Source organism: Arthrobacter sp. 05T420 (genome assembly GCF_056396305.1).
Map to the genome: position 1 here is coordinate 1 of NZ_JBFTLG010000004.1, position 18,319 is coordinate 18,319.

Genomic DNA, 18,319 nt, shown 5'->3' on the forward strand with positions numbered 1-18,319 from the left:
CCGCCGTGCGACCGGTCCGCCGCGGTCCAGTTCCCAGAAGACCAGGGCGAACGCGATGACGTTTGTTACCCAGATCTGCAGTGCTGCCAGAAGGAGCGTGCGCCCGTCGCCGCTGCCGGAGTCGGTCAGCAGAATGATGAGCTGCACCAAGGCGACGCCGTTGGCGGCGACGAGGAGGAGTGCCTGGCCCGTGGCTAATCGTTTGGACCAGCGCGTCTCTTTGCGCAAGCGGCGGGGGTTGAGGATCAGCAGGGGAATCAGCATCACGAGTCCGATTCCCACCACCGTGTAGCGGATGGCCGGCAGGAAGGCGCTGGGAAGAGCGGCATAGAGGCCCAGCGCGATGAGCAACCCGACTACGGCCGGCCAGCGGTGTTCGGCGCTATCCTTCAGGTTTGCGGTCTCAGACATCCACCGAGTCTAGGCAAAGCTGCCGTGCATCCCGGTCCGGGCGCGCACTGAGCCCAGAGCAGATATTCACAAGCCCGGGAAGTCCGTTCGAGGATACATCGCCAACGATGAAAAAACACCCCCGCGCCTGGCCTGGGGGAGGTCATCGGCGCGGGGGAGTTCCCGGTAAAACCGGATGCAGTCCCGATGCTGGCCTTGCACACTCAGGAGTAACCTGTTATTCGTCACCAGCAATGGTGCTGGTGCTGACCAAGGAGTCGTGCCATGAGTGTCGAATCAAGCTCCGCGGCGGGGACCGCCCCGGCGGGAAGTGGTCGCAGGGCTGAAAATCCCGTACCAGCCCAAGACGCTGTTGTGTCTCCACAGGTGAGCGCCAGCCCACCCTTTGCCGATCCGGCAGCTTTAGGTCTGGGCGCTTTCGCAATGACCACGTTTGTTCTCAGTGTCATCAATGCCGGCCTGATCCCCAAAGCGGTCGAACCCGTAGTCCTGGGACTTGCACTGTTCTACGGCGGCATGGCGCAGTTCGCCGCCGGAATCTGGGAATTTGCGAATCGCAACGTTTTCGGCGCGACGGCTTTCTGCTCTTACGGAGCCTTTTGGCTGTCCTTCTGGTTCTTGAGCCAGTTCAGCGCGGGCAGCCTTCCGGCGGCGGACGCCGGCAAAGCTGTCGGCCTGTACCTTCTGGGCTGGGCAATCTTTACCGCGTACATGACCATTTCTGCGTGGCGCGTCAGCATGGGCGTCTTTGCCGTTTTCGTCTTCTTGACCCTGACGTTCATTGCGCTGTTTCTTGGCGCTTTCTCCGGGGCAACCGGACTGACGGTGCTGGGCGGCTGGCTGGGCATCGTGACGGCGCTGATTGCCTGGTACTGTTCCCTCGCGGTGGTCGCGAACTCGACCTACAAACGGACTGTGCTTCCGGTGGGGCGACGGTGACAGGCCATGGCCGCAGACCCAACAGAATCGGATGAGGCCCTCGCAAACCTGTTGCACGAGCAGCGGCGCTTTCCTCCGGAAGCGGGCTTTTCCGCGCAGGCCAACGCCACGTCGTCGGACTATGACGAGGCCGCCGGCGACAGGCTGGCGTTTTGGGCGCGGCAGGCGGAGCGGCTGGACTGGTCCCAAAAATGGAGTGAGGTCTTGGACTGGTCAAATCCGCCATTCGCCAAATGGTTCGTTGGAGGCAGGCTCAATGCAGCCTACAACTGTCTTGACCGTCATGTAGCTGCCGGCCGCGGAGACAAGGTTGCCTATTACTTTGAAGGTGAAGCGGGGGACACTCGAGCGATTACCTATGCTCAGCTCACCCACATGGTCTGCCAGGCAGCGAACACGCTGAGCGAACTGGGCGTCATGCCCGGAGACCGGGTGGCCATTTATATGCCGATGATTCCGGAGACCGTCGTGGCGATGCTGGCCTGCGCCCGAATTGGGGCACCGCACACAGTCGTGTTCGGCGGGTTCTCTGCGGACGCGCTCCGGACGCGGATCCACGACTGCGACGCGCGGATCGTCGTCACCTCCGACGGCGCCTACCGCCGCGGCAACGCCAGCGGGTTGAAGTCCGCCGTCGACGAGGCCCTGCTGGACTGCCCGGACGTTCGCAACGTCCTGGTGGTCCGCCGTACAGGCCAGGAGGTCGATTGGACACCAGGCCGCGATATTTGGTGGCACGAATCGGTTGAGCTGGCTTCCGCCGATCATGAAGCCGAGACCTTCGACGCCGAACATCCCCTGTACGTGATGTACACGTCCGGCACCACGGGCAAGCCCAAGGGCATCCTGCACACCACTGGTGGCTACCTCACGGCATGCGCCTATACCCACTGGGCGGTGTTTGACCTAAAGCCTGAGACCGATATTTTCTGGACAGCCGCGGACATTGGCTGGGTTACCGGGCATAGCTACATCGTGTACGGTCCCTTGGCTAATGGTGCTACTTCCGTGTTGTACGAGGGCACGCCGGACACCCCGCACAGGGGCCGCTGGTGGGAAATCATCGACAAGTACAAAGTCTCGATCCTCTACTGTGCCCCGACCGCCATCCGTACGTTCATGAAATGGGGTGCCGAGATACCGGCAAAGTACAGGCTTAGGAGTTTGCGCTTGATCGGCACCGTAGGCGAACCGATCAACCCGGCCGCCTACATCTGGTACCGCGAGAACATCGGGCACAACCAAACGCCCGTTGTGGACACCTGGTGGCAGACCGAGACCGGGGCCATCATGATCAGTCCGCTCCCGGGCGTAACAGCAGGTAAACCGGGCGCGGCCATGAGGGCACTGCCAGGGGTCGTGGCCGACGTCGTAAATGACGCGGGCGCACCGGTTGCCAACGGCTCCGGCGGCTATCTGGTTCTGGGGGAACCTTGGCCATCCATGTTGCGCACCATCTGGGGAGACGCCGACCGGTACGTGGAGACGTATTGGTCACGGTTCCCGGGGCTCTACTTTGCAGGGGACGGCGCGAAGAAGGATGAGGATGGGGACATCTGGCTTCTGGGCCGGGTGGACGACGTGATGAATGTGGCGGGACACCGGCTTTCGACGACGGAGATCGAATCTGCGCTCGTCGCCCATCCGAAGGTGGCCGAAGCCGCCGTCGTGGGTGCCCTCGACGACACAACCGGGCAGGCCATCGTCGCCTTCGTCATCCTGCGCAGCGAGGCAGGTGACGGCGGACCGGAGGTTGTGCAGGAGCTGCGGGACCATGTGGCCAAGGAAATCGGCAAAATCGCCCGGCCCCGGCAGATCATGGTGGTAGCCGAGCTGCCTAAAACCCGGTCCGGCAAGATCATACGACGGCTCCTCAAAGACGTGGCGCAGGACAGGCCGATCGGGGATGTCACCACCTTGGCGGACGCGTCAGTCATGGAGTTAATCAAAGCGGGCATGCCGGGCGGCGCCGGGGGGCTGCACTAGTTGGGACGCACGTGTTGTTGAACGATGGACAGCGGGACGCGGCGGCGGAGTTGATCTGCAACCCTCCCTACGGCCCAGGGCCGCATGTCCTTCGTGGCCGGTCACGCGGCGGGAAGCACGTAGTCTGTATGCGGTCGCCGGTGTGGCGTTTTCTGACTGTGGCTTGGCCAAGGATGGACCGGAGTTCGTTGGTCCTTCGAGATCGTGGCTGCCGGATGTTCGGTTCGGGCTGGTGGAGGACCGTGTGCCCGGATGTGCCCGGGGACCGCAGAAAGGCGGTCCCCGGGCACATCTGACTTGCGGGTTGGCTACCGTGCTGCGAGTTCGGCTGGTGCCTCTTCGGCGCGAGGTGCGGCCGGGGCCGCGAGGTTTCGTCGCTGTTCGCGGCGTTCCATGGCTGTGGCCAGTAGTCCGAGTGCGATGTTGACGATCATGAAGCCCAGTGCCGCGACGATCTGTGCCTGAAGCAGGGAGCGGCTGTAGTACGTGCCGATCACGGTGGCGCTGCGCAGCAGTTCAAGGTAGCCGCCGAGCACGAAGGCCAGGGCGGTGCCCTTGAAGAGGATCACCATCTGGCTCACGAGGGCCGGGCTCATAGACCGCAGCGCTTGAGGCAGGAGCACCAGTTGCATGGTCCGGATCCCGGAGAACCCCAGGGCGTGAGCGGCCTCGGTCTGTCCGGAGGGAATGGCCTTTATTCCTGAGCGGAGGAGATCTCCCACGACGGCGCTACTGAAGAGCGTCAAGGCGATGACGAGGAACCAGAAGTCGGAGAGTTTCAGCCCGTAGGAAGGCAGCACCAGGGACGTGAAGTAGAGCAACAGAAGCAGCGGTACGCTGGCGAAGACGTCGGTAAATACGCGGCACGCGAGGCGGACGGCTTTGCGGCGCGAAAGCAGGCCGAAGGCGAGCAACGAACCAAAGAACAGGGACAAGGCCATGCCGACTGCTGCTGCGCGCAGGTTGTTGGCGAGTCCCTCTCCCAGGAGCGCCCACAGCCCCCATTGCGTGAACGGTTTCCAGGCCGCGGCGCTGAATTCCCCGTGTGCGTCGAGCACCTGATACACCTCGTACGCACCGAGGGCCAGAGCTGCAACGCAGATGATTTCGACGACGGTGTGGCGGCGTCGGGAGCGGGGGCCCGGCGTGTCGAAAAGTGTTTTGGTAGTCATCGGCTGAACGCCGCCTTTCGGTCAATAATGGCCACGAGCCGGCCGACGATGAGCCCGATCAGCAGGTAGCTGACTGCCGCTCCGCTGAAGATCAGAAACGGTTGGGCCTGGTCGACGGCGGCTTTGTTGGTGGCGAACGTCAGGTCCGCCACACCGACCAAGGCGGCGACCGAGGTGTTTTTGATCATGGTGATCAGCACGTTTCCCAGCGGCTGGACAACGGTCCCGAAGGCCTGGGGCAAGATGAGGTGCAGCATGGCGGGCCGCGGGCCGAACCCGAGGGCACGGAGGGCTTCCAGTTCACCTGAGGCGACGGTGTTGAGGCCGGACCGGAGTGTTTCGCTGACGAACGGCGCGGTGTAGAGGACCAGGACAATCGCGGCCGATACAAAAAGAGAGTACTGGATGCCCAGGAGCGGGAGGCCAAAGACGAACAGGACCATTTGAACCGGCAGCGGAATGTTGCGGAAGACCGTGACGTAGGCGGCGGCAGCAACGTTGAGCGTGCGGATCGGGCTGACCCGCATTGCCGTCAGCAGGGTTCCGAGTACCAACGCCCCGGTCCAGCCCAGCACAGTGAGTTCAAGGGTTATCAGGACTCCGCTGGTGAAGTCGGCGGCATAGCCGGAGAGGAAGGACATGATGACGGCCTACAGAGTGATGTGCGGAGCGGTGACCTCTGAGGGGCGCACGGCTCCGATGGTGCTGTCGTAGGCCTTCTTCCACTCGCCGTTGTCGGCGATCTTCTTGAGGAAGCCGTCGAGGTAGTCGTGCCACGCGGTGTCGTCCTTGGCGGATCCGATCGCGTATTCCTCTGTTGCGAGGTAGTCTCCGACGACCTTGAAGTCGCCCTTGTTCTGCTCGATCAGGCCCAGGAGGAGGGACTCGTTGGTGACCACGGCGTCAACCCGCTTTTGCTTCAGCGCCTGCGCGCATTCGCTGTAGGTGCCGAAGAGGGTGAGTTTTGCTTGGGGGGCCAGGGTGGGCAGGAGCTGGGCGGCCCGTGCGCCGGTGGTGGTGCACACGGGTTTGCCATTGAGGTCATCTTTGGTGGAGATGGATGATTCGTCGTTGCGGACCATCATGGATACGCCGCTTTCCAGATAGGGGCCCGCAAAGGCGACTACCTTTTTCCGTGCGTCGGTGACGGCGTAAGAGGCCAGGATCAGGTCGACTTTGTTCTGCTGGAGAAAGGCCTCACGGTTGGCCGTTACGGCTTCGACGTATTCAATGTTGTCCTCGCTGCCGGTCAGGTCTTTGGCGATGCGCTTTGCCAGTTCGATATCCAGGCCCTCCATCTCACCGCTGACCGGGTTTTTGACTCCGAACATGGGCTGATCGAATTTCACGCCGACGATGACTTTGCCGCGCTGCTGGATCTTGCTCATGGTCGTTCCGGCGGCGAAGCTCTGCGTCGGGGCGCTGGCGGGGGAGGGGGAGCTGCCGCAGGCGGTGGCGCCGAGGGCGAGGGTTGCGGCGATCGCGACGGAGGCGAGGATACGGAGGGTTTTCATGATTGTCCTTTTGGGTGGGCGTCGGCATCGGTGCCGAGGCTGGTTGGGTGGGGGATTAGTGCACGGAGGAGAGGAAGCTGCGGGCGCGGTCGCTCTCGGGGGCGGAGAAGAAGGTTTCGGGGTCTGCTGTTTCGACGATGGCGCCGTCGGCCATGAAGATGATGCGGTCTGCGCAGGACCGTGCGAAGGACATTTCATGGGTGACGACGAGCATGGTTGTGCCGCGTTCGGCGAGCTGTCGCATGGTGGCAAGGACGTCCTGGGTGGACTCCGGGTCCAGGGCTGAGGTGGGTTCGTCGAAAAGGATTACTTTGGGGTCCATGGCGAGGGCCCTGGCAATGGCGGCTCGTTGGGATTGTCCGCCGGAGAGCTGCGCGGGGAAAGCATTGGCTTTCGCCCCGATACCCACCATGTCAAGGAGTTCGCGGGCGCGCTGTTCGGCTGCGGCTTTGCTCTGGCCCAGGATCTTCCTTGGGGCAAGCGTGATGTTGTCCAGGATGGTCCGGTTCGAGAACAGATTGAATGATTGGAAGACCATGCCGACTTCGGTGCGGAATTTGAAGAGTTCCCGCCCTTCGGCCGGCTGCGGTGCGCCATCGACGAGGATCTGTCCGCTGTCAATGGTTTCCAGACGGTTGATGGTCCGGCACAGCGTGGATTTGCCGGAGCCGGAGGGGCCGAGGACGACGACGACTTCTCCACGCCTGACGCTGAGGTTGATGTTGCGCAGAGCGTGCAGGTTGCCGAAGTGTTTTTCCACGGCCCGGAATTCGACGACGACGTCGCTTTCCGCAGGCAGTATTGAGGCGGTTTCGGGCATGGGGTATTCCTGTCTTGGGTTGCGGTGACGAGGTCTTCTGAACGAAAACCTGTTGAAAAGGGAGGCCGTGCGGGCCGGTTAGGGGAGGCCGAGCTCCCGAAGGGTGGTTGCCACCCGTTTTTCCTGCTGCCTGAGGAAGGTACGGAAGGATTCGCCGGTGGTGAAGGCGTCCTCCCAGCCGTTGTCGGACAGCGCCTGTTTCCAGGCCGGGGAATCATGGAGCCGGGTTAGCGCCTCGATGAGTCTGTTCCGGTCCGCCTCGGACAAGCCCGGAGGAGCGAGGACTCCGCGCCAGTTCGTGAAGACTAAGTTGATCCCGGACTCGCGGAGGGTGGGTGCCTGGATCCGGGCCTGGCGGTTAGGGCCCGAGACAGCCAGCACCCGCAGCTGTCCGGAATCGATCTGCTCCGCATACTCTGCCAAACCCGAAGTTCCGAAGGTGACCTTCTTCTCCAGCAGCGCCGGCAAGAGCTCACCTCCGCCGGCATAGGGTCGGTATTTCACGTCTTTGATCCGGATGCCTGCGGTGCGTGCCAGCTCCATCGGGAAGAGGTGGTCCGGTCCGCCGACGGCCGAGCCGCCCCCCACCGTGATGGTTGCCGGTGAGGCTTTCCACGCGGCGACCAGGTCCCCGACCGTCCGGTACGGTGAGTCCGAACGGACCAGGATGCCTTCGGGCTCCTCAAGCATTTTGGCTACTGGCGTGGCGTCTGAGACGCTGATTTTGGAGCCGGTTGCGTAGCCGGAGCCGACAACACCCAGTCCCATCATCATCATGAGGCTGGGGTTTCCTGCCTCATTGGTCAGCCGGGCCATGGCAACGGTGCCGCCGTCGCCTGTGACGTTGAAAATTTCGATATGCCCCGCGATTCCGGAATCTTCCATGACGCGGGCCGCGATCCGGGCGGTGATGTCATACCCGCCCCCTGGGCTGTTCGGGACCATCATGCGGGTGTCGGATACCGACTCGGCTCCCGGGGCGGCCGATCCACAGGCACTCACAGTCAGGAGCAGTACGACGGCTGCGGCTCTCGCGTACTTGGACAGGGTCATCCTGCTCCTCACCTCCTTGTGGTGTCCGCCGGGCCTTGATGGCGTGGCTACTATCAAAGAGTGACTCACGTCATGTCAGATGTCACTGTTAGCGAATCAATGGAGGTTGTGGTCTTTGTGGTCACGTTCACTGCCGGGTAGGCGCCTCACCTTGTCGGGGCAGTTTCTGCTTCTGCAGCTTGGCGTGATTTCCGCCGTTCTGCTGGCGGTCACGATGGTCTCGGTGACTCAGTCACGGGCGGAGTTCGTCGAAGTCCGCGGGCAGAGGATGTTGGCGATCGCAGAAAATCTGGCGTCGACGCCGCTGGTCCGGGACGATATCACTGCGCCTCAGGCCTCCATCATGCTGGCGCCGGACGTGGACAAGTCCCGTGCCCTCTCTGGTGCGTCGGTGGTCGCCGTGACCGACGCGAAGGGGACCGTCATTGCGTCCTCGGATCCGCAAACAGTGGGGGACACTTTGGACCTGGCCGCGGACCGGTCACCTCTTGGACGGTCGTGGACCGGCGACCTGACGCTGGGCGGCCGGCAGACCATTGGGGCCCGGGTCCCGGTCCTTCAAGCAGACGGAACCGTCAACGGTGTCGCCCTGGTGGCCGACGAATACCCTCCCTACGGCAGCGCACTGGCCGCAGCCGTGCCGGATCTTATGCTCTTCCTCGGGATGGGAGCCGCGCTGGGCCTTGCCGGCTCCTGGCTCTTGTCACGTCTCATCCGCAGACGCACCAGAGGGCTGGAGCCGGACGAGATCGCCGAACTGGCAGACAACCGTGAAGCGCTCCTCTACAGCATCCGCGAAGGCGTGATCGGCGTCGGACTGGACGGCAAAATCACCCTGCTGAACCAGACTGCGACCGACTTGCTGGGACTCCCGCCCGACGCCGCCGGGACGCCCGTCAAGGAGTTGCCGCTGGACGGGCACCTCCAAGGCCTGCTGCTCGAGACCACGAACGGTGAGGAAACGATGGCTGTTAGCGGATCGCGACTCCTCGTGCTCAACCGACGCACGGTCGGAAGCCGCGGCCGCCCGATGGGAACTGTCACTACCCTGCGTGACCGGACCGAACTGGCCGAATTGGAAAGCCGGCTCGCAGCGAACCAGAGCATCACTGAAACGCTCCGCGCCCAGACGCACGAGTTCCTAAACCAGCTCCATACCGTGTCGGGTCTGGTCCAGCTGGGCGAATTTGCGGAAGTAAGGACCTTTATCGGGACTCTGACCCGGCGCCGCGCGGAGATAAACGACGAAATAGCCCAGCGCATCAAGGACCCCTCCGTCGCCGCACTGCTCGTGGCCAAAACAAGCCTCGCCGCCGAATCCGGCATCGAACTTCGACTTTCCGGCGAATCATGTCTCGGTCCGCTGGAGCCCTCTCTGGCAGCCGACGCCATCACCGTCCTAGGGAACTTCATCGACAACGCGGTCGATGCCATCGCCGGCCTTACCGACGTCACGGTCCTCGTCGACGTCAGCGACAATGATTCAATGATCACCATCCGAGTTAGTGACCCGGGACCTGGGGTGCCCGAGGATCTCGAGCAGCGCATCTTCACCCGCGGGTTCAGCACCAAACCGGCACCGGCGTCCGGGCGTGGCGTGGGCCTGGCCCTGGTCCGCCTCGTATGTTCCAAACGGCACGGCTCCGTTGCGGTCCACAACGACGCCGGGGCCGTCTTCGAAGCCACGCTTCCCTACGCCACCGTGGTCCATGATTGACGTTCTCGTCGTCGAGGACGACTTCATGGTGGCCCGGATACACACCCGATTCGTTGAGCAGACTCCTGGCTTCCGTGTTGTTGGAACCGCATCCACCGGCAAGGACGCACGGGAAGCTGTCCAGGAGCTTCGCCCGGACCTGGTGCTCCTCGACGTGCACCTGCCCGACATCAGCGGCCTTGACCTGCTCCGCGAGCTCCGCGCGGCACGGGTGCCCGTCGGCGTCATCATCATCACCGCTGCCACGGAAGCTCACAGTGTCCGCGATGCCCTCGAAGGCGGCGCAGCCCACTACATCGTCAAACCCTTCGAATATGAAGACCTGGCCGCCCAGCTTCGACGATTCCAGGAACGCCACGATGCGTTAAACCGGGCCAAAGCGACGGGTCAGGAAGACATCAACAAGATCTTCGGATATTCAGCCCGGCCATTGGCCGAGGTCATCCACCGCCTGCCTAAGGGTTTGAGCACCGAAACGGCCACGCTCGTCGCGGCGTCGCTCGAGGGTGGTGGCGAAATTTCCGCCTCCGACTGCGCGGACACTACCGGGCTCTCTCGCGTAAGCGTAAGACGCTATCTCGAATATTTTGTCGAAACGGGTCAGGCTGCCGTCCGTCTGGAGTACGGCCGCGCAGGACGCCCGGAGAGAAAATACCGGCGTCACTGAGCGGTGATTGGAGCAGAACATATCGGCCGCTATCGATGCGGGTATGCACCTACAGCGAGACGTCCCGCCGGCCGATCCGATGCCCAGTCAGTGATCTTCGTCGTCGAAGGCCTGCCCTGCCCGTGATGGGAAACGGTGGCGGCCCAAGACGGGAACGGGCGGTCAAGTGACTATCCGTTAAGTTGAGGCGCAGAACTGCCTCGGCTGGGCTGAGAACGATGAACGAATTCTACCGCCGGTGCAATGAATGTGTAAGCGTCGATGTGCTGGCCGAAATCATGATTGTCGTCGACGACGAAAGCCGCCACACGGCCGTCGGCGCCCCCGTTTGAGGGCTCCCAGTCGAAGCAACAACCCAGCGTTTAGGACGTCTCGGGACCTTAGCCCCTATTGTTCGTGTTCGGACGGTCAAGACTTGAGGTGAGAGACCGCGTCCCTCCAAGGTGCTCTAGCAGCTGTTGGAGGTGGCTGGGCGTCCTCGGCCGCCTCCAGGCGGCGGAGCATCCCGGGACCCGGCCGTCGACGCCGTAGTGCAGTGACTGACCCCGATTGTAGCGTGGCTCGTCCGCCGCAACTTCCGAGGAGAGCAATGCCCCGACTCCACCCGCCGCCACTGCGCGAACACCCCGTCGTGACGAGGTTCCGGGAGAAGCGTGCCGAGCACCCGCAACTAAGGATCGCCGATGCAATCACCGGCTTTGCCGGATCGATGCCTTTCGTTTACGTCCATGTGGTCGTCTTCGCCGGGTGGATGCTGTTCGTCGAGAAGAGCCCGTGGCCGACGCTGACCCTCGTCGTTTCGCTGGAGTCGATCTTCTTGTCGACCTTCATCATGATTGGGCAGAACAGGGCATCCGCCTTCCAGCAGGAAAAGGCTGATCACGACTTCCTCGAGCAGGAAACCGAACTTAAGAACAACACGGAGCTCACCCGCGAGACCCACAAGCTCATGACGGAGCTGCATAGACGTGTGATCGGTCAGGGATGACCGCCGTCTATGGCCCGGAGAGCGCCGCCCCGACTACCCAGAGTCCCCTGGCAGCTCGCGGCGTGCGTTGGCTGCGGATGGGGCGACACGGCGGCATGCCACACGCGGCTTCGCCGTCGTCAACCCGGCCGTCAGCGCCGTTGCGCAGACCGTGCCCACCAAGCCGGCAGAACGCCGCGGGGCCTCGTTCGTGCAGATCCGACACCGGTTGGATCGGGATTTTCATAGCCGGGACGGTGCTCGCCTGGGCGGGCATCGCGGCCATCCGCTGGATCCGCGTCCTGCGACGGTCGGAACCTCCGGGCCGCGCCGTTTCGCCGGCGGGCCATCCAGCCTTGATCGTGAACCCCCGCAGCGGCGGCGGCAAGGCCGATCGCCTCGGCTTGGTCAACGAATGCCGGGCCCGCGGCATTGAAGTGCTCATTTTGGAACCGGGGCAGGACCTGACCGGACTGGCCGAGGCCGCAGTGGCCCGCGGCGCCGACGTGCTCGGCATGGCAGGCGGGGACGGCTCGCTTGGGTTGGTCGCGGACGTGGCCGCCCGGCACGCTGTGCCCATGGTCGTGGTGCCCGCCGGCACCTTCAACCACCTAGCCATGGATCTCGGTCTCGACCGCGGCGATGTTATCGGGGCGCTCGAGGCCTTCGGAGTGGCGGTGGAACGTCGCATCGACCTCGGGCAGGTCAACGGCCGGGTGTTCGTCAACAACGTCTCGCTCGGGCTGTACGCGCAGATCGTCCGCTCTCCCGAATACCGAAATGAAAAGGCGGACACCACCCTGAGCATGCTGCCGACCATGCTGGGGCCTGGGAGCCGACCCTTCGACCTGCGCTTCACCGGTCCGGCGGGGGAGCGGTACACCGGCGCGCACGTCGTCCAGGTCTCGAACAACCCGTATGGCCGCACGCCCGCTACCCTCGCCAATCGGCCGCGACTCGACGGCGGCCACCTCGGGGTGATCGCCCTCAAGCTCCCGGACGATCCAGCAGAAGCACGGCGCCAGTTGGCCGCGGCCAGCAGGCACCCGGAGACGTTTCCCGGCTCCGTCGCCTGGGAGCCCTCGACGTTTGAGGTGGATTCAGGTGGGCCGATCGACGTCGGAATGGACGGGGAGGCACTCCGTATCGCCGCCCCACTGCGGTTCACCATTCGGCCGGGCGCGCTGCGGATCCGCCTTCCCCGAGAGACCCGGCTCTCACCGGCGGCCCGCCCGCTCCCGGCCCGCTCGACTCTTCGGGACTTACTGCGCAGCTGGCTCGGCCGTTGGTTGGAGCTACGGCCGCCGCGGCCGCGTACCACCCCGCATTAACGTGGGTGCCAGCGTCGACTGTCGTGACTGCGCCAAGGCCCTGGTGGAGCACATAAGGTGTCGCGTCTATGGCTCACAGCAAGGCCCGCGGGAGACCGAGGCTGTCAACGGGCCGTGCAAGCACGGTCAAAAGGACTTTCGGCCCTGAACGGATGCGCAGGCAAAGTTGCAGCAGGACGTAAAGGGCGCGGGGGACTCTTTGCAGAAGGGCACGGATCAGCTGCGCGAGGCCGCCGAGGCGAACCAGGGAAAGGTCGCCGCGTGGTGGAACGACGTGCAGACCAGCTGGGACGACCAGATCGCGTCGGTCCGGCGCGACATTGAGTCCTCGAGAGCAGAGCACGACCTCAAGGCCGCGCAGCGATATGCAGACGACGCCGAGGAAGACGCCAAGTTCGCGATCGCGTACGCCTGTTGGGCGGTAGAGGAGGCCGAGTACAGGGTGCTCGACGCCGTGTTGGCTCGAAAGGACGCCGACAGTATGTGAGGGGACGGCAGTCGGGCTGGACCGTGGTCCTGTTCGTTCTGGCTAGGGTGGGTGGGCCAATGAGGAAAGGACGAGGCTCAGGGGTTTTCCTGTCCCCGGCGGTGTGCATTTTCACCTGGTTACTTTCGCCCAGTCGTCTTTAGCGCCGACAGGTGCGACGTAGCGTGCTTGTCGGCTCTCGAGTTCCATGTTCCGGGGATTTTTTGAAGATCTCTTTTCCGGAATCTTTGTTTACCGGTGGCTTGGGGGAGGGCTGGTTCTCGTTTGTCCGGCCAATCGGGGTGCTGTACGGTGTCCACACCGGAGTGAGTTACTGCCGTTGCTGCTTTGTGGCTCGCTCCTTGCCTGCTTCCCACGCAGGCAGATCCCCGGAAACCCGGGGATCTTCCTGCCTCAACTCACGCAGGCAGTGCTGTCACACCGTGGGCGCGATGTTCTGGTTCAACCGGAAGAGATTGGTGGGGTCGTATTCGTTCTTCAGTTCCACGAGCCGCCGGTATGTATCCGCCGGGTACGACGCCCGGACGAGCGTCGTATTCGCTTCCCCTGTGAAATTCACGTAGGCCGCCACGTCCGGACCGAGCGCGGACGTCACGCCTCGGGCCCATTCGACGACATCCGCGAAGCCTTCCGCCGTCGGCGTGCGCGCAATAACATTGACGATGAATTCTTGGTCGCGGAGTGCGAAGGCCGTTGCTTCGGCAGGAACCCGGCCGACCGCGCCGCCTAGGTGGTGCACGTGAATTTCCGTCATGGCGTTGGGCGATGCTGCAAACGAGTCCAGCAGCACGCGCACGGACGCGTCGTCGGCGGCGCGCAGAAATGCCGAGCGGAAATAGTTGTGCATGCCCCGCGGGTACAGCGGATCGAGCGCCTGCTGCCACCCCGCGTACGGGTTGGCCGCGAACACATCGGCGATGACCGTGCCCAATGACCGGAAGGGCGCGGTGGCGGCCTCGCCGGCATCGAGATCGCCGGACCAGCACCCTCCCACAGCGATGACGGGCTTGCCGTGCACTGATTCTGGCAGGAACGGGACCGGCGGCGCCGTGGTCATGTTGACCAGCGTGGTCAGCTCATCGGGGGCCGCCGCGCATGCCGCCCGATAGCCGCGCAACACCTGCTCTGCCTCTTCTGCGGGGTAGAAAACCAGGCCGGAAAGGACGATGGGCCCCACTTCGTGCAATTGATAGTCGAAGGACGTCACCACACCGAAATTGCCGCCGCCGCCGCGCAGTCCCCAAAACAAATCGGGGTGCTCGTCGGCACTGGCGTGAATAAACTGCCCGTCAGCGGTGACGACGTCGGCCCCGACCAGGTTGTCGCTTGCCAGCCCGTGCTTGCGCACGAGCCAGCCGATGCCGCCGCCGGTGGTGAAGCCGGCGATGCCGGTCGAGGACACCAGACCGCCGGTCACCGCAAGCCCGAATTGCTGGGTCTCTGCGTCCACGTCCCTCCAGGTACACCCTGCCTGTGCCGCCACCCGGCGGCGGGCAGGATCCACCTGGACCCCCTTCATCAGCGAAAGGTCCAGCACGATACCGTCGTCTACCGTGGAAAACCCGGGGATCGAATGGCCACCACCGCGAACCGACAACGGCAATCCCTCGCTGCGCGCGAAATCGACCGTGCGGATCACATCTGCCACACCTGCACAGCGTGCGATGAGCGTTGGACGGCGGTCGTGGGCCCCGTTCCAGATGCTGCGTTCGTGGTCGTAGTCGGCGTCCCCTGGCCGGACGACCGTGCCGCGCAGGCCGGCGGCGAACTCGGCTATGGTGGCCTCGCCGAGGCGGGTCGGCCTAGTCTGCGTCGTTGTCACGATGCGTTCCTCCTGATTGCTGTTTGTTTGTCAGATCCATTTGTCAGATCCAGGAATAACGCTAGGGAACCGTCCTCAACGAGCACTCAACGTCGTCTCAACATCGTCATCGGAGTCCCGCCTACGCAGTGCGGCCAGTCGCTGACCGGCGATGAGGCATCTCGTTCGGTCGAAAATCGCCCCAGCCCTGTCAATTTCGCGGGCCGCCCGATGCGGGTCGCCGAGCTCGTTGGATAGCTCTGCCACCATCAACCGTTGCCAGCCAGCGTGTCGCCGCCATGGGGCGACCTTTTCCGCTGCCTGCCTGTACATTTCTCTCGCTGCCCGGACCTCCCCGGAGATCAGTTCGGCGGCACCGAGAATGGTCAGCGTGGCGCCCATCCCCACCTGATCTCCCGCGGACTCGAACCCTGAAAGACAACGCCGAGCGTCTGTCAGGCCGCGGTCGATTTCACCGCCCATGGCGCGGAGCAGGGCGATATTAATCTCCGTCAGCAGCTCGCCGCGTCGGTCGCCCAGCCCGAGCCGAAGCTCCCGCGCCAAGGACAGGGCCTCATCGGCCGCGCTGTGGTCGCCACAGTCGCGCAGAATGCAGCCAAGTTGGTGAAGTGTTTGCGCCCTAGCCAGGTCATCTCCTAACTCGGCGAAATGTTCGGCTGCGTCCGTGATGACGGATAGCGCAGACTCCGTGTCTCTCGAAAGCCTGGCCGCGTAGCCGATCGCGGACAGCACGTAGCCTTTGGCCTGGATGACGCCAACCCGCCGGCCCAACAGCAGGGTCTCCTCGACGCAGGGGACCAACCGTCCGGCGATCGGGACCAGTTGCAGGCTGGGCGTGATCACCGGCAGGAAAGGTGGAGTGCTGGTCTCAGACTGTGCGAGTTCGCTCAGGCAGGTGTTTAGGTGACGGGCGGCGAGTGGTCCGTCCTCCCGGGACAACGCGCACTGGCCGAGCAGCCAACTGCTGGCAGCGCAATGTTCGGGTCTGCCACCCTCGACTGCCTCTGTGTGAACGTCGGCTGCCAGCTGTTCGGCCTCGTCCAAGTCGAAAGTGCTCCAGGCGAGCGAGGTCTCAATGAGCCGGGCCATCGCCACCTCGTCGGGGTTGCCGATCTCCCGCATAATTGCCAGGGCCTCCGCGCCGAACGCCCGATGCCGATCGCCCCGGCCCTGCCGGCTGTCCAGCCCGGTCAGGCCGATCAGAGCGGCCGCGCGTGGCCGGGTCGAGTCGGGAGCCACCGCCAAGGCACGCTCGACCCAACGTGCTCCCTCGACCGCGTGACCGCGGACGAACCAGAACCGCCACAGGCTGGCGGCGAGCCGGAGCGCGGTCTCGGGCTCGCGGGCGCACGACCAGCGGAGCGCAGCGCGCAGGTTGTCGTGCTCGCGGTCGAGTAACTTCGGCTGTTCGATGACCACCCCTGTGGCCCGTTCGGGATTGTGGGATTCGGCGACGGCAAGGAAATAGGCGCAATGCGCAGCCGCCAGTTGAGCCGCCTCACCTGCATGATCGAGATTCTCTTGGCCAAACTGGCGGACTGTCTCCAATTGCCGGTATCGGGTCCCGGCGCCCCTCCTTTCGGTAATCACCAAAGACTTGTCCACCAGCTTGGCCAACAGGTCGAGCAGTTCGATCTGCTGGAGGGGCGCGTCAGCGCAGACTGCTACCACAGCGTCGAGGGTGAAACCACCCGCGAACACGGACAGCCGGCGCAGCAGAACCTGCTCCTGTTTGGTGAGCAGTTCGTGGCTCCATTCCAAGGTGCCACGCAGGGTCTGGTGCCGCGTGACGCCGCTGGTTCCCCCGCCGAGCATGGACAAAGCATCGCCCAATCTCTGGACGATCTCGGCGGGTTCGAGTACGGCCGTTCTGGCCGCGGCCAATTCCAGGGCCAGCGGCATCCCGTCGAGCCGTCGGCACAACTCTGTCACCCCCCGCGCGTTGTCGGCGTCGAGTGCGAAACCCGGCCGGACCTGCGCTGCCCGCTCAACGAATAGACGGACAGAGGGCAGACGGCCCAGCACGGCCAGGTCGAGAGCGTCGGTCCGCAGGGGCGGGGGAAGGGGCAATGACGGCACCCGGTAGGTGTACTCCCCGTCGACATGGAGTGGCTCCCGGCTGGTAGCCAGCACCTTAACCCCAGGGGATCCGTCAAGAAGCGTGACGACGAGTTGCGCACAGGCCGCGAGCAGGTGTTCGCAGTTGTCCAGCACGAGGAGCAGCGAGCGTCGCCGCAGTTGGTCGACCAGCGCTTGCACGCGGCTTGGTGCCGCGCCGGAATCCAACCCGAGGACCTCGGCTACGGCATCGGCCACCAGCAGCGACTCCCCAACGGACGCGAGGTCGACGAACCAGACTCCGTCCACGTACTCGGGACGAACTGTCTTCGCAGCCTCCAATGCCAGTCTTGTCTTGCCGCTGCCGCCAGCCCCGGTGAGGGTGAGCAGGCGAGAATGGCCCATCAGCCGCTCGACGTCAGCGAGCTCACGCTCGCGCCCGATGAAGCTTGTCAACGGGGATGGCAGATAACCGATGGCATCGTCTTTGCCGGTCACGCCGGCGGGCTGGTGGAGGCGCTCCTCGGGCGGCGAGCCGGTCAACAACTCGCGAAACAGCCCCATCGTCCGGGTGTCCGGGTCGGTCCCGAACGCGTCGAGGAGTTCGTCGACCAGCCGCTCATATCGTGCCAATGCTTCCGACCGCCGGCCCATTCCAGCCAGCACCTCCATCTGCGCGCGCACGGCTCCCTCGTGGACGGGATCGGATTCGAGCGCATGGGTGAGGATGACCAACGCTTCCTCCGGTGCGCGCTGCGCCACCGTGGAGGCCAGTTTCACCAGTACCTCGCGATGGATTTCCCGGAGCTCATCGCGGCGTGTCGTCAGCCAATCCGCATCCGGCAGCTCCGGCAGAAGATCACCACTGTACAAGTCGGCCGCATCGCGCAGGCTTGCCTCGGCACCTGCAGCCAACGCTGCCACGGCTGAACGCTCAAACTGCAGAACATCGACGTCGACCGGGCCCATGTCATCCAGCACGACCACTTCACCGCGGATGGCGAGCAACCCGTCGCTGCCGGCTCCAGCGCCAGCGAGCGCACGGCGAGCGACGTACAGGGTCTGATGCAGATTCCGTGTGGCGGTCACCGGCTCCATGTCAGGCCACAGGCGGTCCAGTACCTGTTCGCGACGGCCACGCTGACCACGCGCCAACGCCAGCATCGCCACCACGGCCTTTGCCTTCTGCAGCCGCCAGCGGCTGTTCTCGACGGCGTTCCCGTTGACGTACACGGTGAACGAGCCGAGAAGCTGGATGCGCAACCCGCTGTGGGTAGGCTTCATGGTTCTTCAGTATCCGCTCGCCAACCGGCGTTGTCGAACAACGAAATTTCACACACGCTCGCTGCCTTGGCGCACTCTGTGAGCGGCCATC

Annotated in this window: 14 protein-coding genes and 1 pseudogene; 7 read left to right on the forward strand and 8 right to left on the reverse strand. The window is 64.2% G+C overall.

Annotation, left to right across the window (positions count from 1 at the left end; all coding sequences use genetic code 11):
* Positions 1–411 (reverse strand): annotated as a pseudogene (locus AC1DEM_RS05140) (hypothetical protein); the annotation flags it as partial.
* Positions 412–777: 366 nt separating this feature from the next.
* Here AC1DEM_RS05140 and AC1DEM_RS05145 point away from each other — a divergent pair.
* Both AC1DEM_RS05145 and acs read left to right on the forward strand, forming a co-directional pair.
* Complete coding sequence (locus AC1DEM_RS05145) at positions 778–1,350, forward strand: acetate uptake transporter (protein ID WP_476883439.1); 573 nt, start codon at positions 778–780, stop codon at positions 1,348–1,350.
* Between the two features lie 6 nt (positions 1,351–1,356).
* Positions 1,357–3,336 carry an acetate--CoA ligase gene (acs, locus tag AC1DEM_RS05150; RefSeq protein WP_476883440.1) on the forward strand — a complete coding sequence of 660 codons (1,980 nt, stop codon included), beginning with the start codon at positions 1,357–1,359 and terminating at the stop codon, positions 3,334–3,336.
* Positions 3,337–3,644: 308 nt separating this feature from the next.
* Here the strand turns inward: acs and AC1DEM_RS05155 are convergent, their stop codons facing one another.
* The 5 genes from AC1DEM_RS05155 to AC1DEM_RS05175 all read right to left on the reverse strand — a co-directional run bounded on the left by AC1DEM_RS05155 (position 3,645) and on the right by AC1DEM_RS05175 (position 7,895).
* Positions 3,645–4,508, reverse strand: a complete 864-nt coding sequence (locus AC1DEM_RS05155) for an amino acid ABC transporter permease (RefSeq protein WP_476883441.1) — start codon at positions 4,506–4,508, stop codon at positions 3,645–3,647.
* Positions 4,505–5,149: an amino acid ABC transporter permease gene (locus AC1DEM_RS05160; RefSeq protein ID WP_476883442.1), complete on the reverse strand. Its 645-nt coding sequence runs from the start codon at positions 5,147–5,149 to the stop codon at positions 4,505–4,507. The genes AC1DEM_RS05155 and AC1DEM_RS05160 overlap by 4 nt, the downstream gene beginning before the upstream one ends.
* A gap of 9 nt (positions 5,150–5,158) precedes the next feature.
* Positions 5,159–6,022, reverse strand: a complete 864-nt coding sequence (locus AC1DEM_RS05165; protein ID WP_476883443.1) for a glutamate ABC transporter substrate-binding protein — start codon at positions 6,020–6,022, stop codon at positions 5,159–5,161.
* Positions 6,023–6,077: 55 nt separating this feature from the next.
* Positions 6,078–6,842, reverse strand: coding sequence for an amino acid ABC transporter ATP-binding protein (locus tag AC1DEM_RS05170; protein WP_390205315.1), 765 nt, complete (start codon positions 6,840–6,842; stop codon positions 6,078–6,080).
* A gap of 78 nt (positions 6,843–6,920) precedes the next feature.
* Positions 6,921–7,895, reverse strand: a complete 975-nt coding sequence (locus AC1DEM_RS05175) for a Bug family tripartite tricarboxylate transporter substrate binding protein (protein WP_476883444.1) — start codon at positions 7,893–7,895, stop codon at positions 6,921–6,923.
* A gap of 151 nt (positions 7,896–8,046) precedes the next feature.
* Between AC1DEM_RS05175 and AC1DEM_RS05180 the strand changes: the two genes are divergently transcribed.
* From AC1DEM_RS05180 to AC1DEM_RS05200, 5 genes are all read left to right on the forward strand, one after another.
* The gene (locus AC1DEM_RS05180) at positions 8,047–9,612 is read left to right on the forward strand and encodes a sensor histidine kinase (RefSeq protein ID WP_476883445.1); all 1,566 of its coding nucleotides are present in this window, start codon (positions 8,047–8,049) and stop codon (positions 9,610–9,612) included.
* Positions 9,605–10,279 (forward strand): response regulator, encoded by a 675-nt coding sequence (locus tag AC1DEM_RS05185; protein ID WP_476883446.1) that lies wholly within the window; start codon positions 9,605–9,607, stop codon positions 10,277–10,279. The genes AC1DEM_RS05180 and AC1DEM_RS05185 overlap by 8 nt, the downstream gene beginning before the upstream one ends.
* A gap of 589 nt (positions 10,280–10,868) precedes the next feature.
* Positions 10,869–11,267: a DUF1003 domain-containing protein gene (locus AC1DEM_RS05190; protein ID WP_476883447.1), complete on the forward strand. Its 399-nt coding sequence runs from the start codon at positions 10,869–10,871 to the stop codon at positions 11,265–11,267.
* A gap of 341 nt (positions 11,268–11,608) precedes the next feature.
* Positions 11,609–12,577 carry a diacylglycerol/lipid kinase family protein gene (locus AC1DEM_RS05195; protein WP_476883448.1) on the forward strand — a complete coding sequence of 323 codons (969 nt, stop codon included), beginning with the start codon at positions 11,609–11,611 and terminating at the stop codon, positions 12,575–12,577.
* 166 nt (positions 12,578–12,743) lie between these two features.
* On the forward strand, positions 12,744–13,064 hold the full coding sequence (locus AC1DEM_RS05200) for a hypothetical protein (RefSeq protein WP_476883449.1): 321 nt from the start codon (positions 12,744–12,746) through the stop codon (positions 13,062–13,064).
* A 415-nt stretch (positions 13,065–13,479) separates the two neighbouring features.
* Here the strand turns inward: AC1DEM_RS05200 and AC1DEM_RS05205 are convergent, their stop codons facing one another.
* Positions 13,480–14,886 (reverse strand): FAD-binding oxidoreductase, encoded by a 1,407-nt coding sequence (locus tag AC1DEM_RS05205; protein ID WP_476883450.1) that lies wholly within the window; start codon positions 14,884–14,886, stop codon positions 13,480–13,482.
* 75 nt (positions 14,887–14,961) lie between these two features.
* A complete protein-coding gene (locus tag AC1DEM_RS05210) occupies positions 14,962–18,228 on the reverse strand; it encodes an AfsR/SARP family transcriptional regulator (protein ID WP_476883451.1) in 3,267 nt (1,088 codons plus the stop codon).
* Between the last annotated feature and the right edge of the window lie 91 nt (positions 18,229–18,319).

Coding starts and splice junctions, on each gene's coding strand:
- AC1DEM_RS05185 (WP_476883446.1), top strand. CDS start 9,605: ATGATTGACGTTCTCGTCGTCGAGGACGACTTCATGGTGGCCCGGATA.
- AC1DEM_RS05165 (WP_476883443.1), bottom strand. CDS start 6,022: ATGAAAACCCTCCGTATCCTCGCCTCCGTCGCGATCGCCGCAACCCTC.
- AC1DEM_RS05160 (WP_476883442.1), bottom strand. CDS start 5,149: ATGTCCTTCCTCTCCGGCTATGCCGCCGACTTCACCAGCGGAGTCCTG.
- AC1DEM_RS05210 (WP_476883451.1), bottom strand. CDS start 18,228: ATGAAGCCTACCCACAGCGGGTTGCGCATCCAGCTTCTCGGCTCGTTC.
- acs (WP_476883440.1), top strand. CDS start 1,357: ATGGCCGCAGACCCAACAGAATCGGATGAGGCCCTCGCAAACCTGTTG.
- AC1DEM_RS05170 (WP_390205315.1), bottom strand. CDS start 6,842: ATGCCCGAAACCGCCTCAATACTGCCTGCGGAAAGCGACGTCGTCGTC.
- AC1DEM_RS05175 (WP_476883444.1), bottom strand. CDS start 7,895: ATGACCCTGTCCAAGTACGCGAGAGCCGCAGCCGTCGTACTGCTCCTG.
- AC1DEM_RS05155 (WP_476883441.1), bottom strand. CDS start 4,508: ATGACTACCAAAACACTTTTCGACACGCCGGGCCCCCGCTCCCGACGC.
- AC1DEM_RS05190 (WP_476883447.1), top strand. CDS start 10,869: ATGCCCCGACTCCACCCGCCGCCACTGCGCGAACACCCCGTCGTGACG.